Below are 15,457 nucleotides of genomic sequence, written 5' to 3'. Positions count from 1 at the left end.
TACCAATAAAAGCAAGAAAAGCTAATAGTATCCATAGGACACCTTTATAATGGACTTTGTGCAAGTTTAGATCCTTACGGTACATTCTAATCAGTACGATAATAAATGCGATAGCGAATAAAATTCCAAAAACGATTTGTCCTTTACTAAACATAATTTATTTTTAAGCAAAATTAGTAAAACTAAGTACTAACTTCAAGGAATAAAACAACAATTACATGCAAGATAAAATACAGGCTGTAAAAGCATTTCATACCGCTTTTAAAATAGGACACAGAGAAACACCTAAAGCAGATTTAGGTCTAGATAAAAACCTACTGCGTTACGAGTTAATGCGAGAGGAAAATGAAGAATATTTAGAAGCAGCAAAAAACAACGACCTAGTTGAAGTAGCAGATGCATTAGGAGACATGCTATACATATTGTGTGGTACGATAATAGAACATGGTATGCAAGATAAGATAGAAGAAGTCTTTGCAGAAATACAACGTAGTAATATGAGTAAATTAGGAGAAGATGGAGAACCTATTTACAGAGAAGACGGTAAAGTACTAAAAGGTCCAAATTATTTTAAGCCTAATATTAAAGCAATATTAGACAAGTAATATATAATAATTACAACAAAAAAAAAGCAACCAAATGGTTGCTTTTTTAGTTATCTAAAATTAGATAAAACTATTTATTAAAATTAAAGTTTAACTCGCCATCCAAAAGGATCTTCAGTTTTATTGGTTTGTATATTTATAATACGTTGTTTTAATTGTGATGCAAATGATTGATCTTGCTCTGGTATTTCAAAGTCTTCACCTCTAAAACCAAAACCAGAAATTGGCGAAATTACTGCAGCAGTTCCAGCACCAAACATTTCTTTTAAGCTACCGTTTTTAGCAGCATCAACTAACTCGCTAACTTTTACTTTTCTTACCTCAGTTTTTATACCTTCAGCTTCAGCTAATTGTAGGATACTTTTTCTTGTAATTCCATCTAAAATCCTATCACTAACAGGAGAGGTTAGTAAAGTGTCGTTAATACGTATAAACACGTTCATTGCACCAGCTTCCTCGATATATTCATGAGTAGTATCATCTGTCCAAATAACCTGTTGGTATCCTTTAGCTTTTGCTAATTGTGTTGGATAAAATTGTCCAGCATAATTACCACCAGCTTTAGCAAAACCTACACCACCATTAGCACTACGTGAGTAAGTTTCTTCAATTAAAACATTTACTTTTCCAGAAAAATAAGCACCTGAAGGTGCAGTACAAATTATAAATTTATATTCGTCAGCAGGAGAGGCATGAAACCCTTTTCCTGAGGCAAAAATAAAAGGTCTAATATATAGCGAGCTACCTTCGTTAGTAGGTATCCAGTCTTTTTCAACTTCTAAAAGTGCTTTTAATCCCTCAAGAAAATAATCTTCCGGAACTTCAGGAATTGATAAACGTTTAGCCGAAATATTTAAACGCTTTACGTTCTCTAAAGGTCTAAACATAAACACATCCTCAGTAGTATCCTTATAGGCTTTCATTCCTTCAAAAATAGACTGACCATAATGAAAAATTTTGGCAGATGGATCTAAAGTAATTGGGCTATATGGTACAATTTCTGGCAGTTGCCATTTACCATCTTTATAATCACAAGTTAGCATATGATCTGAAAAAACTTGTCCAAAAGCTAAATTGTTAAAATCAACAGTGCTTAGTTTTGAAGTTTCAGTTCTAGTAATTTTTATGTCTTTTTTGGTTAAAGTTGCCATATATTGTGGTTGAATTTCTGTTACAAAAATACAGAAATATATATTAGAAAGTATGCTATTACGCTTAAAATACTATCTTTGGATAACAAATTATAATAGAAAACACGATGAAAAATTATTTAATCTTATTTGCATTATTGTTAACAATAGTAGCTTGTAAAAATGAAACAAAACAAGACGACACAGTTAAAGACGAAGTTGTTACTGAAACAGTTGAGGTGAGTTACAAATCTTTTGGTAAAGAGATTAATGCAGATGACGCTGTTGCTTCTTCATCTATGCTTAGTCACTACACAGCCATGAAAGCAGGTGATAGTATCCCAACTAAAGTAAATTTAAAAGTTAAGGAAGTGTGTCAGGCTAAAGGTTGTTGGATGACAGCAGACTTAGGAGATGGTAATGACGTTATGGTAAAATTTAAAGACTATGGTTTTTTTATGCCAAAAAATATTGCAGAACAGGAGGTTATTGTCAATGGTTTGGCTTTTGTTGAAGAAGTGTCCGTAGAGGAGCAACGTCATTACGCAGAAGATAAAGGTGCAGACAAAGCAGAAATTGAAGCTATTACTGAGCCAAAACGTACATTCTCATTTTTAGCTGATGGTGTATTATTAGTAGAAAAACAATAATATGAAACCTGTTTTTTATTTTATAATTCTAGTCTTTTTTATATCATGTAAAGACAATGCTAATAAGGCTGTCAAAGCAGAGGTTATTTACGACATGTATGTACCTTCAGAAATGTCAGTTTTAATGAAAGAGCTGTATGCATTTAATCTTGAGCTTAAAAAACAAGTTGTAAAAGAAGAGGATTTAACCCCTTTTCCGGAGCAATTTTTGAATATTCATACTGCCCAATTATCAGACTTTAAAGCAAGAACCGAACGATTTAAAAGTTTTTCTAATATCTTTTTAACCGCTCAAAAGGAGATTTATAATACTAGTTCTGATTTAAGTTTAAAAGACAGGTTTAATAATACAATTAATACATGTATCTCTTGTCACAGTTTAGAATGTACAGGACCAATTCCTAAAATTAAAAAACTTTTAATCTCACAATAGGTTGAAACCAATAATCGAAATTACAAAAGATGGTTCTTCAACATTGTTGCACCCAAAATACAAAGCACATTACCATTCTACTTCTGGAGCAATAGAAGAGTCTGATTTTGTCTATCTTAAATCAGGATTGTTTTATTTTTTGTCTTCTTTAAAAAGTCAAGAAGAAACACAATCCTGTTCTATTTTAGAGTTAGGTTTTGGATCTGGACTTAACGCCTTTAATACGCTAGTTAAATCAGAAACACTACCACTAACAATTAATTATGTTGGTGTAGAGACATTTCCGGTTACCATGGATATAATTAATCAATTAAATTTTCCAGAAGAATTATTGGTTCCTGAACAGCAAAACATATTTAATACAATGCATGAGGTCTCTTGGGACATACCACATAAAATAACACCAAGATTTACACTAGAAAAAAGAAACCAAGACATCTTTAATTTAAAAGCTATTAATCAATTTGATGTTATTTATTTTGATGCTTTTGGACCAACCGAACAACCTGAATTGTGGACAGCCTCTATTTTTAAAATAATGTTTGAAGCACTTAAGCCCAATGGTGTTTTAATGACCTATTGTGCTCAAGGTGCTGCACGACGTGCTATGTCAGGCGTAGGTTTTAAGGTAGACCGTCTTCCTGGTCCACCAAGTAAGCGACATATATTAAGAGCTGTAAAAGAAGCATAATTAGCTTGTATAATTTATATCATTTTACTAAACGTTAAAGCTTACTTAAAGCAATTACAATTAGTCAGACTTATTCGTATTTTTATATAAAAAAGAATGCGCATATTAATTACAGGAGCAACAGGTTTAATTGGAAGCGAAATTGTAAAACAATGTCGTTTAAATAATATTGCTGTTAATTACCTTACTACAAGTAAATCCAAATTAGAAACAGACCCAAATTATACAGGGTTTTATTGGAATCCTTCAAAAAATGAAATAGATACAGCATGCCTAAATGAGGTTGATGCTATAATACATTTAGTTGGAGCTAGTATTTCAAAACGCTGGACAGCGTCTTATAAAAAAACAATTATGTTAAGTCGTGTCCAAACATCACAATTACTTTTTGATACGCTTAAAAATCATCCTAATCAGGTTAAACAAATTGTGTCTGCTAGTGCAATTGGTATTTATCCAAGTTCATTAACTAATTACTATTCAGAAGATTTTAATACAGTAAGTTCTTCGTTTTTAGGTCAAGTGGTAGAACAGTGGGAGCAGGTTGTAGATGCCTTTTCCACTTTAAATATTATGGTATCTAAAGTTAGAATAGGATTGGTGCTATCTGCAAAAGGTGGTGCGCTTCCTGAAATGGCTAAACCAATTAAATTTGGAGCAGGAGCAGCTTTTGGATCTGGTAAACAGTGGCAATCATGGATTCATATTACGGACTTGGCTAATCTGTTTTTACATGTACTGGAAAACAAATTAGAAGGTGTATATAATGGTGTAGCACCAAATCCAGAAACTAATAAGCAATTAACAAAATCTATAGCACAACAATTAAAAAGACCTTTGTTTTTACCTAACATTCCAGAGTTTTTAATGAAACTAATTTTAGGCGAAATGCATATTTTGTTATTTGAAAGTCAACGTGTAAGTTCTAAAAAGATAGAAGATACTGGATTTAGTTTTGAGCATTATAATTTGCAAAGTGCTTTGCAAGAGGAGTATTAAAACCAATTATTTATAATTTTTCCTTTTAACTTTTATAACTTTATATCTAAGCACATCATAGTATAAACTTATTAGTAAAATTGTTGCACCAATAATTAATGTGTTTAATTGTAAATTTAGTTTTGAGTAAAAAAAACCACCACTAAGTCCACCAGCAAAAAAGAATAAAATAATATAAATACGCAGTTTAATATTTGCTTTTAGTTTTACTCTTATAGCATCATATTTGGGAAATAATAACATGGAAAGATCAATGCCTAAGTCTGTAAAAAGACCAGTTAAATGTGTTGTTCTGACAACTGCATTTGAGATTTTTGTTACAAAAGAATTTTGAAGTCCCATTGCAAAAAGGAGTAAACATATCACTATGTTTGGATATAAAATCATTAAAAAATTACTTGAAATGCCTATAGATATTAAAATAAAACATTCAATAAGTGTAGGTATAACGTAAACATTAAGTTGTTTGTTTTCTCTAAATTTTTCAATCAAAAAGCTAGAGCAAAAAGAACCAAATAAAAATGAAAATATATACAAAAAATAAATAGTTCCTTTCCAAAATTTAAATTCAGCAACATCATTTATAAATAGTGCAAAATGACCTGTAACATTTGTTGTTAATTGATTAAAAGCTAAAAATCCCACTACATTAACAATTCCAGCAACAAACGATAATACTGTAGCAATGCGTAGATTATGTTTTAGATTTCTGCTTTTGCCTTGATGTCTAAACATTACTTTTAATTTATTGACACTAAATTAATTTTAATACTATTAAACATGATACAATTAATCTCATGTTATTTTTATGGAAACGGTATCTACAAGTTAAAGTAAAATTATAAATAACACTGATTTACTGTCTTAAATTTTTAATTCTTTCTAGCAAAGTAGGATGCGAATAATGCATAAAAACATACGCTGGATGTGGTGTTAAATTACTTAAACTATTTTTAGATAATTTTTTAAGCGACGTAATTAAAGGTTCAGACTTATAGGTGGTTTTTGCGAAATTATCGGCTTGGTACTCAAACTTGCGTGAAAACCAGTTCATTAATAAACCTGTTATTTCAGATAAAGGCGAATATAAAATTCCGAAAGCAATTAGTCCTATATGAAAACTTGGTGTTGTAACACCTAAGGCTTCGCTCAACATTGGGTTTCCTATTAAAAGCGATAAAATATAAAGGGTAAAACCTGTTAACAATATGGATGTTATCAGATTAAAAATAATGTGTTTCTTTTTATAATGGCCAATCTCATGCGCTAAAACAGCAACAATTTCATCTTCATTTAAATCGTTAACTAAAGTATCATATAGTGTAACGCGTTTTTCATTTCCAAAACCGGAAAAATAAGCGTTTGCTTTTGTACTACGTTTAGAGCCATCTATAATAAAAATTTTATCTAAATTAAAACCAACAGTATTAGCATAGTCAGAGATTGCAGTACGCAAACTGCCATCTTCCAATGGACTTTGTTTATTAAATATTGGCACGATTAGTCTTGAATAAAATAGATTTACAAAGACCGTAAATACGGTTATTAGCATCCAAGCATATAACCAGAATTTTGAGCCTGTAGTTTGATAAAACCAGGTTAAAGCACCTAATATTAAACCACCAACGAAAATAGTCATCATCCAACCTTTAATTTTGTCTATGATAAAGGTTTTTTTTGTGGTTTTATTAAACCCAAACCGTTCTTCTATAACAAAGGTTTTATAATAAGAAAAAGGTGTAGTCAACACATCGCTACCTAACATTATTATTCCAAAAAAAATAAGTGTTACTAAAATAGAATTATAGGTTAACTGTCTTGCCAATTGATCTACGTATGCAAAACCATCAAAAAAGAAAAACCCTAAAGTTAATAGTATAGAAAACGTTGAGGTAAGCAATCCAAATGTATAGTTAGTCGCTTTGTAACGTTGTGATTTTTTGTATTCTGCGTCGTCATAAACATCTATTAGCTCGTAAGGCAAAGCATCATTATAGTGTTTTGCGTTAAGCGCATCCAGAATTTTATCTATTATAAAACTTATAATTAGTATGGCAATTAAAATGTAAAATAAAGTGGTTGCAGTCATTTGTTTATTTAAAATTACGCTGACGTTTAGCTTCAAAAATTAATATTCCAGCAGCAACAGACACATTCATGGAGTCTATTGCACCTTGCATAGGTATTTTTATATTTTGTTTAGACGCTTGTCGCCAAGTCTCACTTAAACCATCAGCTTCCGTACCAACAACAATAGCAGTTGCTTTACTATAATCTTGTTCGTGATAATGCACAGCATCTTGTAAAATGGCACTGTAAATAGCAATATTATTTTTGTTTAAAAAAGTTATAATATCTTCAGTGCTACCTGTTGCAATTTGGTTGGTAAAAACACAGCCAACGCTAGAACGTACGATGTTTGGATTGTACAAGTCTGTTTTTGGATTTGCAATAATTACAGCATCTACATTTGCAGCATCTGCAGTACGTAAAATGGCACCAATATTACCTGGTTTTTCAGGTGCTTCGGCGATTAAAATTAAAGGGTTGTTATTGTTAAAAACAATAGATTCTAATTGATGTGGTTTGCTTTTGGCAATAGCGATTATACCTTCCGTAGTTTCACGATAGGCTATTTTTTGGTAAACTTCTTTTGAGACTTCAATAATATCAATAGTCTTAGGTAATTCAGCAAGTTTTGTAATATCATAAATTTCGGGTAAGACTAAAATAGTTTGTATGGCATACTGTCCGTTTAAAGCCAGCTGAATTTCACGTTCACCTTCTAAAACAAACGTATTTGTTTTTTTACGTTCACGGGATTTTTCTTTAAGTAAAACAATATGTTTTATTAGTGGATTTTGAGTGCTACTTATTTCTTTATTTGCCATTTTAAATGTTTAAAACCCTATTTATATTTCATCACAAATTTAAGCTAAATCTTGCAGTCTACAAGACGGATGCATTATCTAAAATTTATTTTGATATTTAGGTGTAAATACATAATAAATACGCTATAAAATAACAGATACTTTAAAAATTGAAGACTAATAAAAAATATCAAATTGCTACCTTTTTTTTGTAAAGAAATGTGATTAATTTCTACTTACTTAAGAATACTAAAAACCATTATTTAAATGAGAAAAATACTTTACACATTATCACTAGGTTTATTTTTGTTTTCATGTAAATCTGAAACAAAAACCGAAACTCAAACTGTGACAAACGAAGCAGAAAAAGCACCTACAGAAAAAGCAGTTAAAGAGACTAACAAATATCCGGAAAATTTAACTAAAGTATTTAAGGCACATGGTGGTTTGGAGCTATGGAAATCTATGCGATCTTTAGAGTATACGCAAGAGAAGCCTGATGGAAAAGAAGTTACAACTACAGATTTATACAATAGAAAAGCCTTATTAACATCTCAAAATTATGCTATTGGTTTTGATGGTCAAAAACCATGGTTATTAAATAAAACAGATAAAGAATATAAAGGTTATGATCCTAAATTTGGCTATAACTTAATGTTCTATTTTTATACTATGCCTTTTATTTTGTCTGACGACGGAATTAAATTTTCTGAAGCAGAAGCACTAACTTTTGAAGGTGTGACTTATCCAGGAATTAAAATTTCATACGATAATGGTGTAGGAGCAACACCTGAGGATATTTATGTATTATATTATAATGCTGAGACTTTTAAAATGGAATGGTTGGGTTACACAGTAAACTTTGTGCCAGGAATTGATACTAAAGAATTACATTTTAGACGTTATGGTGATTGGCAAGAAGTAAACGGTCTACTTTTGCCAAATACAATTACAGGTTATGGTTTTAAAAATGATAGGCCAACAACACCTAAAACGCCTAATGTTTTTACAGATGTAAAGTTGTCTACAACAGCACCAGATGCAGCAATGTTTGTTAAGCCAGAACAAGCTAATTTTGTAGACTAATTTAATTTATAAATTATATTAAAAAAGCTTCAGTGTAATACTGAGGCTTTTTTTTGTAATGAATGTAATAATTTACGACTTAACTTGCTACTCATAAATAAAACATATTATAAATGAAACAATTACTGTACACCTTATTTTTAGGATTAATGCTTTTTTCTTGTAAAAGTGAAGTTAAAAAAGAAACCATATCTGAAACTGATTATTCTAAAGAAACATTGGATGTAACGACTTCAATCTATCCAGAAAATATATCTAAAGTTTTTGAAGCTCATGGAGGTTTAGATAACTGGAACCAAATGCAATCTTTAGCTTTTACCATGACAAAGCCAACAGGTAAAGAAGTGACTACAGTTCATTTAAAATCTAGAGAATCTGTAATTACTACGCCAAATCACACGCTAGGTTTTGATGGTAAAGACGTTTGGTTGGATTCTAAAAATAAAGAGGAGTATCAAGGTAACCCTAAGTTTTATTATAACTTGATGTTTTATTTTCATACAATGCCATTTGTGTTAGCTGATAATGGGATTAATTATGAAGTAGCTAAACCTTTAAGCTTTGAAGGAGTGGAATATCCAGGAATAAAAATTAGTTATGATAATGGTGTAGGAGCATCTTCTGACGATGAGTATGTATTATATTATAATCCGACTACATTTAAAATGGAGTGGTTAGCTTACACTGTTACATTTAATAGTAAAGCTAAAAGCGAACAATGGTCGTTTATCAAATACAGTAATTGGCATACTATTGAAGGCATAGTATTACCAGAGACTTTAACATGGTATCTTGTTGAAGCTAATTTACCAGTTAAAAAACGAAACGATTTACAATTTACAAATGTTACTTTATCTAAGCAATCATTAGCTGCAAGTACATTTGCAAAGCCAGAAACTGCTGTTGTAGTGGAGTAGTATTTACAATTTTATAAAATAAAAAAGGCGACCCTTTGGGTCGCCTTTTTTAGTGTTTAATGTTTGGTATATTATTAAGTCTAGGATTTGGGAAATTACCAGTATACAAAATACGCTCTAGTTGTAAATCTAAATTGGGCTGATTAGCTATTTTTATATTGTTAAAAGATTTTCCAATATTATCTGGAACTATAAACAGCTGACCTTGTCTAATATCATCCATATAACTAATAACATAGGTGTTACCTACTATACTTTTAGTAATAGCGTCCAACTTATTATAAACAGTATTAAAATAATCGGCATTTATATTTAATGCTAGTACAGGTTCTAGTTTGTTTTGACTTAGACAAAATACACTAACAAGAGTAAATGATACTATTAATAACTGTTTCATAATGGTTTTTTTTATAGATTAAAATAAAAGACGTTATGACTTTGTCGTTGTTTTGGGTGTTGATTTTTAGTTAGTTAATGGAAGCTACTCGAAAAATTATAAAATTGTTTTTTTTTTTTTGAGTAGCTTTCTAATTGTCCTTAAGGTTGTAATCCAGATTACTATTGTTTATACTTCTCAGAATAACGCTTGTACAATTCTGTTTGGTGTGTTTCTAAACTGATGTTACGACCTTGGATAAAGGCTTGATCCAATTTGTTTGTTCTCATATCCAAAGCATCACCTTGGCTAATAAATAATGTAGCGTCTTTTCCTACTTCTAATGAGCCTACTTTATCATCAACTCCTAATATTTTTGCTGTATTTAATGTAATTAAACTTAAAGCTTGTGCTTTAGATAAGCCATAAGCAACAGTAGTTCCAGCTAAAAACGGTAAATTTCTAGTGTTCATACGTTCCATATCTCCTGCATTTTCTAATCCAACTAAAATACCAGCATTTACTAATTGCGATGCTAATTTGTATGGTAAATCATAATCATGATCATCTCCATTTGGTCTAGAGTGCGTACGTTGTACTAATACAGGTATGTTATTTAGTTTTAATAAATCAACAACATTATTTGCTTCATATCCACCAACAATAACTAAGTGTTTTATGTTTTCTGCTTTAGCAAAATTAATAGCATCTGTAATTCCTTTCTCGTTATCGACATGTACAAAAAGCTTTTTGCTACCATCCATTAACCCTTCTAAAGCTTCAAAAGGTAAATCTTTTGGAGATGTTTTATTAGCATTATAGGCTTTACTTTGGGCAAAGTAATTGGTTAGCTCTTCTATCTCTTTAGCGTAATTTTTGTTTTCTTTTAAAACATTTGGTTCTCCTAACCACCAACGACCTCTAGAGTAGGTGCTTGGCCAATTTAAATGTATACCATCATCAGTTTTAATAGCAGCATCTTCCCAGTTCCAAGCATCTAATTGTACAACACTTGATGTTCCAGAAATACGTCCACCACGAGGTGTAATTTGAGCCATTAAAACACCATTTGGTCGCATAGATTCTACTACTTTAGATTCGGTGTTATAAGCAATAAGACTACGTATGTGTGGATTCATAATACCAACTTCGTCATCATCATTGGTAGCACGTACAGCGTCTACTTCGACCAAACCTAAAGTTGAGTTTGGTGCAATAAAACCAGGATAGACATGCTTACCTTTAGCATCAATGATTGTTCCCTTTCTTGCAATTTTTGTGTTGGCACTACCAACAAAAGTAATTGTACCGTTTTCAAACATTATTAAAGCATTTTCAATAACGTCACCATTTCCTAAATGTGCAGTGGCACCTTCAATAGTAATGGCTGTGGTTTGTTTATCTCCAGGCGTTTGTTGGGCAAAACTAATTACCGAAACACATAACGTTAGGATTAATATTTTAAATTTTCTCATGATTTATTATCGTTTTATTTCCGCTTAAGCGAAACATTTATGAGTGTATATTTTATATATTACTTTAGGTATTGACTAGTGTTGGTGGTCAATAGAATCGCAATGTAAAAGCTCTTTTTCTTTTTTCTCAATAGGTTTTGTTTTTAACCCTTTGTTTTTAGCTTGAAGCATTAGCATTGTTAATTCATTTTTCTCCTTTTTGATAGTCTCTCTAAGTTTAGCATCACGCTCTAAATCAAAATAAACTTTTCCTTCAATGATTGTTTTTTCCGCTTTAGCGTAAATAGACAACGGGTTATCACTCCATAGCACAACATCTGCATCTTTTCCAACTTTAATACTACCAACGCGATCGTCGATATGTAATAATTTAGCAGGATTTAAGGTTACAAACTTCCAAGCGTCTTCCTCGCTAATATCTCCATATTTCACAGATTTAGCAGCCTCTTGATTTAAACGTCTAGACATCTCTGCATCGTCACTATTTATAGCTACTAAAACACCAGCGTTGTGCATAATTGGTGCGTTAAAAGGGATAGCATCATTAACCTCGTACTTGTAAGCCCACCAGTCAGAGAATGTTGATCCTCCAACACCATGTTCTACCATTTTGTCTGCTACTTTGTATCCTTCTAAAATATGTGTGAATGTGTTGATTCTAAAGTTGAATTTTTCAGCAACCTTCATAAGCATATTAATTTCACTTTGCACGTAAGAGTGACAAGAGATAAAACGCTCTTTATTTAAAATTTCGGCAATAGTCTCTAGCTCTAAGTCTTTACGGTAAGGTTTACCGCTTTTCTTTAAAGCATCATACTCTTGTGCACGTTGGAAATAGTCTGTAAACACTTGTTCAACACCCATTCTGGTTTGCGGAAAACGGGTTCTTGCATTGTCTCCCCAATTGGCTTGTTTTACATTTTCTCCTAAAGCAAATTTGATAAATTTAGGACTGTTTTGGTAGACTAAATTATCGGCTTTTTCTCCCCATTTTAATTTAATGATTGCTGATCGTCCTCCAATTGGATTGGCAGATCCATGTAAAATCTGAATACTAGTAACACCTCCAGCAAGGTTGCGGTAAATATCTACATCTTCAGCATCCAAAACATCTTCAATAGTAACTTCGGCAGTACTGTTGTGTCCTGCTTCGTTAACACTTTCTGTTGCAATATGCGAGTGCTCGTCAATAATTCCAGACGTTAAATGTTTGTTGGTTCCGTCAATAACAGTCGCATTACCAGCATTTAAACTAGTACCGATTTTTGCAATCTTTCCGTTTTTAATTAAAACGTCTGTATTTTTAATAATACCATCTTCCTCATTAGTCCAAACCGTTACGTTTTTAAACAATAACGTTTCTTGCTTAGGTAAACTTTCCATACCGTAAGCCATGTTTGGATAGGTTACAGGATAAATTTTAGGAGCTACTTCATCATTGTCTTCCGTTTTATCCTTGTCTTTTTTGTCATCTTCTTTAACTTTTTTATTGGCTAAAAAAGTCCCTTCGTTACCATTAGGGTAATATAATTTACCGCTTAACATGTTTGGGTTGGTCACGTTTGTTACCACTCTAACAAATTCTTTTTTTGTACTATCTGCAGCAGCAAAGGTTAATTGCATCCAATTATCACTAAAGCTTATTTTAGAACCATATTCTTTAGTACTTGTTTTAACCTTAGATTTTAGTTTTTCAATTTCGCCAGAAATTTCTAACTCGTAATCCGTATTATCTAAATTAAAGGTGTAACTACCACGTAAATCTGTAGTATTCATTGCTACTAATTCATCTTTAATACCAGTTACCCAGTTTTCATAAATAGTCGTTTCTTTATCAAAAACGTCACCAGACGTTATTAAAAAGTTAGCATAAGCACCTGATTTTAAATGTCCAAGCTCTGTTGATTTACCAATAATTCCGGCAGGCACAGTTGTTAAAGCTTCTAAAGCTTTTGTTTTATCTAAACCATATTCAATAGCCTTTAAAATATTAGGCATTAATGATTTTGACTCTTTTAATTTATGTGTTGTTAATGCAAACTGAATATTGTTTTCGGCTAAAATTTTAGGATTAGCAGGACTTTGGTTCCATGCTTTTAAATCTTCAAGACTAACAGATTGTGCCAATAGTGGATCTTCCATATCATATGCATCCGGAAAGTCTAATGGTAAAATAAATTTAGCATTGGTGTTTTTAATGTCACTAATAAGCTCATACTCATCACCACCACCAACAAATACATATTGGATACCAAATTGGTCACCTAATTTGTCAAAACGTAACGCATTTATTTTTTTGCCAGCATCAAAAAACTGAACCAGATTTTTGTTAGCAATGTAAGCTTCTAAAGCACGATCTCTTTCTTTAATATTTCCTTTAGCGTACCAATCTGCATCATGGTTTACTTGTCGTAATAACGCCATAGTACCCATTAATGATGTTGGATACGCCTGTCTAGAAGTTTTGCTTTTTGATGTTCCAGAAAATTGTCCAACTTTGTCGTCCAATAATCTAGTAGCATCACTACCAGAAGCTGCTAATGTTACTAAAACACCAGTACCTTGGATTATACCATCATCAATATGCGAGGTTACAACACCAAAACCAGCTTTACGTAATTCTTCAGCTTTTTTGCTATCAAATTCAAAATGGTCTATTGCATTTTGGTCAGGTCTAATATGGTCATTCCAATAAAAACCTTCGCGACTAGCGTCATATTGCGGACTTCTATTATTTCCAGAAGCGCTACTAGGTGTTTTTATACCAAAATCTGTATAAATATCAATAAAGGATGGATAAATAGATTTACCAGTTACATCAATAACAACAGCGTTTTTTGGGATAGTTACAGCAGCTCCAGAAGAGACAACTTTACCATCTTTAATAAGTAAGGTTCCGTTTTCAATAACTTGATTAGGAGTGACGTAAATTTTAGCGTTTGTTAATGCTGTGTAATTAGACGTGTTGGTTTTTACACCATCGTTTTTAGGAACATACTCTTGTGCAAAAGAAAAATAACTGCACAACAGCAGGCTTAATGCTGCCCATTTTTTAATCATTGGTTGATAGTTTAAGGTTGATAAACACTAAAGATACGCATTAGCCAATATGCCAAACAACACCCAATTAGGATTTTAACGTTTTTATAAGATTTTATCTTCCAAATAATTAACCAATAAAGCCACCACATAGCTATAGCTATCCATACCTTTGGCTTGGTTGTTAGCTTTTAGGTAAGACGTGTAAGTAGATCTAAAAATTGGTTCCAACGGGTTTTTGTAATCATTCCAAAAGTCTCTAACCTCTTGATAGTTTTTTAAAATACCTATATTAATCGTTGGTAATAATTTATAATATAAATCAGGATCACGTCTAAAAATTTCACCTAGACAATGCCTTAAACCAAAGGTGTAACCCGAATATTTAAAGTAGATATTAGTATTGCTAATAGTCGCTAAAAAGCCAATAAAATTAGCCTCGTTTTCTTTAGCATAACCCAATTGGTGTGCTACTTCATGTGCAGCAGTGGTCGGAAATTTGTACACAGGAATCATATCATCCACCTGAGCCTCATTGGTTAATGGATTAAGATAACCACTAAAACCCATGTAAGTTAATGGGTAACTAAATAATGACTTTTTTAAACTTTTAGGATGGTATTCCAAATGCGGAAAATCAGTTTTTAAAGCCTCATAACTTTTAGGCGTTAATGCTAAAATTTCGGATTTAGTAAATGGTAAATCGACCTTCAAACTATCATTTTTAGTAATCTCTAGATGTATAGAATTTGATTTTTCAATCAAGTTTTTAGTCACAGTAACTAATTGCTCAGTAGTGTAATCATCCTCTAAATTTAAATTTTTATGCAAAGGATTTCGGTAATAATTAAAACCCCAAAATAAATGAAACGCTATAAAAATAATACTAACAGCAGCAAACACATCAATTAGCCAATGGACAGTATCTTTCCAGATGCGTTTTACATTTAAAATTAGCCAACGGAAAATAAAAATTATACTAAAAGCATATAAAAAATCGCCAAAACTAAAAGGTAACCAACCCAAAGTATACCTAAATAATTTAGAAATAAAAGGATATAAACCATTACTATACACAACCTCCATTGTGTCCGGAAATTTAGCCACAACTTTCACCAATATATACATAGGTATAATCAGTAGGGCAATCCACAGTTTTTTGTTTTTTAGCATGACTCAAAAATAA

At 31.7% G+C, this 15,457-nt stretch carries 15 protein-coding genes; 7 read left to right on the top strand and 8 right to left on the bottom strand.

What is annotated here, in order from left to right:
• Positions 1-218: 218 nt before the first annotated feature.
• Complete coding sequence (locus JM82_RS01240; RefSeq protein WP_145000492.1) at positions 219-605, top strand: nucleoside triphosphate pyrophosphohydrolase family protein; 387 nt, start codon at positions 219-221, stop codon at positions 603-605.
• An 83-nt stretch (positions 606-688) separates the two neighbouring features.
• Here JM82_RS01240 and JM82_RS01235 read toward each other — a convergent pair whose 3' ends face one another.
• Positions 689-1,756: a branched-chain amino acid aminotransferase gene (locus tag JM82_RS01235; RefSeq protein WP_145000490.1), complete on the bottom strand. Its 1,068-nt coding sequence runs from the start codon at positions 1,754-1,756 to the stop codon at positions 689-691.
• 107 nt (positions 1,757-1,863) lie between these two features.
• On the opposite strand from JM82_RS01235, the gene JM82_RS01230 reads away from it, so the two are divergent.
• From JM82_RS01230 to JM82_RS01215, 4 genes are all read left to right on the top strand, one after another.
• Entirely contained in the window at positions 1,864-2,385 is a 522-nt protein-coding gene (locus JM82_RS01230; protein ID WP_145000488.1) for a DUF4920 domain-containing protein, read from the top strand.
• 1 nt (position 2,386) lies between these two features.
• Positions 2,387-2,818: a hypothetical protein gene (locus tag JM82_RS01225; RefSeq protein ID WP_145000485.1), complete on the top strand. Its 432-nt coding sequence runs from the start codon at positions 2,387-2,389 to the stop codon at positions 2,816-2,818.
• 1 nt (position 2,819) lies between these two features.
• On the top strand, positions 2,820-3,509 hold the full coding sequence (mnmD, locus tag JM82_RS01220; RefSeq protein WP_145000483.1) for a tRNA (5-methylaminomethyl-2-thiouridine)(34)-methyltransferase MnmD: 690 nt from the start codon (positions 2,820-2,822) through the stop codon (positions 3,507-3,509).
• 96 nt (positions 3,510-3,605) lie between these two features.
• Positions 3,606-4,508 (top strand): TIGR01777 family oxidoreductase, encoded by a 903-nt coding sequence (locus JM82_RS01215; RefSeq protein ID WP_145000481.1) that lies wholly within the window; start codon positions 3,606-3,608, stop codon positions 4,506-4,508.
• Between the two features lie 6 nt (positions 4,509-4,514).
• On the opposite strand, the gene JM82_RS01210 is transcribed toward JM82_RS01215, so the two are convergent.
• From JM82_RS01210 to JM82_RS01200, 3 genes are all read right to left on the bottom strand, one after another.
• On the bottom strand, positions 4,515-5,243 hold the full coding sequence (locus JM82_RS01210; protein ID WP_145000478.1) for a YoaK family protein: 729 nt from the start codon (positions 5,241-5,243) through the stop codon (positions 4,515-4,517).
• Between the two features lie 121 nt (positions 5,244-5,364).
• Complete coding sequence (locus tag JM82_RS01205) at positions 5,365-6,597, bottom strand: M48 family metallopeptidase (protein WP_145000476.1); 1,233 nt, start codon at positions 6,595-6,597, stop codon at positions 5,365-5,367.
• 4 nt (positions 6,598-6,601) lie between these two features.
• A complete protein-coding gene (locus JM82_RS01200; RefSeq protein ID WP_145000475.1) occupies positions 6,602-7,399 on the bottom strand; it encodes a TrmH family RNA methyltransferase in 798 nt (265 codons plus the stop codon).
• Between the two features lie 246 nt (positions 7,400-7,645).
• Between JM82_RS01200 and JM82_RS01195 the strand changes: the two genes are divergently transcribed.
• Entirely contained in the window at positions 7,646-8,464 is an 819-nt protein-coding gene (locus JM82_RS01195; RefSeq protein WP_145000473.1) for a DUF6503 family protein, read from the top strand.
• A gap of 113 nt (positions 8,465-8,577) precedes the next feature.
• Positions 8,578-9,381: a DUF6503 family protein gene (locus JM82_RS01190; RefSeq protein WP_145000471.1), complete on the top strand. Its 804-nt coding sequence runs from the start codon at positions 8,578-8,580 to the stop codon at positions 9,379-9,381.
• 49 nt (positions 9,382-9,430) lie between these two features.
• Here JM82_RS01190 and JM82_RS01185 read toward each other — a convergent pair whose 3' ends face one another.
• The 4 genes from JM82_RS01185 to JM82_RS01170 all read right to left on the bottom strand — a co-directional run bounded on the left by JM82_RS01185 (position 9,431) and on the right by JM82_RS01170 (position 15,444).
• The gene (locus JM82_RS01185) at positions 9,431-9,778 is read right to left on the bottom strand and encodes a hypothetical protein (RefSeq protein WP_145000469.1); all 348 of its coding nucleotides are present in this window, start codon (positions 9,776-9,778) and stop codon (positions 9,431-9,433) included.
• A 161-nt stretch (positions 9,779-9,939) separates the two neighbouring features.
• Positions 9,940-11,232 carry an amidohydrolase family protein gene (locus JM82_RS01180; RefSeq protein ID WP_145000467.1) on the bottom strand — a complete coding sequence of 431 codons (1,293 nt, stop codon included), beginning with the start codon at positions 11,230-11,232 and terminating at the stop codon, positions 9,940-9,942.
• Between the two features lie 75 nt (positions 11,233-11,307).
• Complete coding sequence (locus tag JM82_RS01175; RefSeq protein WP_145000465.1) at positions 11,308-14,292, bottom strand: amidohydrolase family protein; 2,985 nt, start codon at positions 14,290-14,292, stop codon at positions 11,308-11,310.
• An 84-nt stretch (positions 14,293-14,376) separates the two neighbouring features.
• Positions 14,377-15,444, bottom strand: coding sequence for a DUF3810 domain-containing protein (locus JM82_RS01170; RefSeq protein ID WP_145000464.1), 1,068 nt, complete (start codon positions 15,442-15,444; stop codon positions 14,377-14,379).
• Positions 15,445-15,457: the final 13 nt, after the last annotated feature.

It is taken from the genome of Olleya sp. Hel_I_94, from assembly GCF_007827365.1.
In the GTDB taxonomy this organism is placed as follows: Bacteria; Bacteroidota; Bacteroidia; order Flavobacteriales; family Flavobacteriaceae; genus Olleya.
Note: the sequence above shows the minus strand (reverse complement) of the source record. Positions and strands in the feature narration are given on the sequence as shown.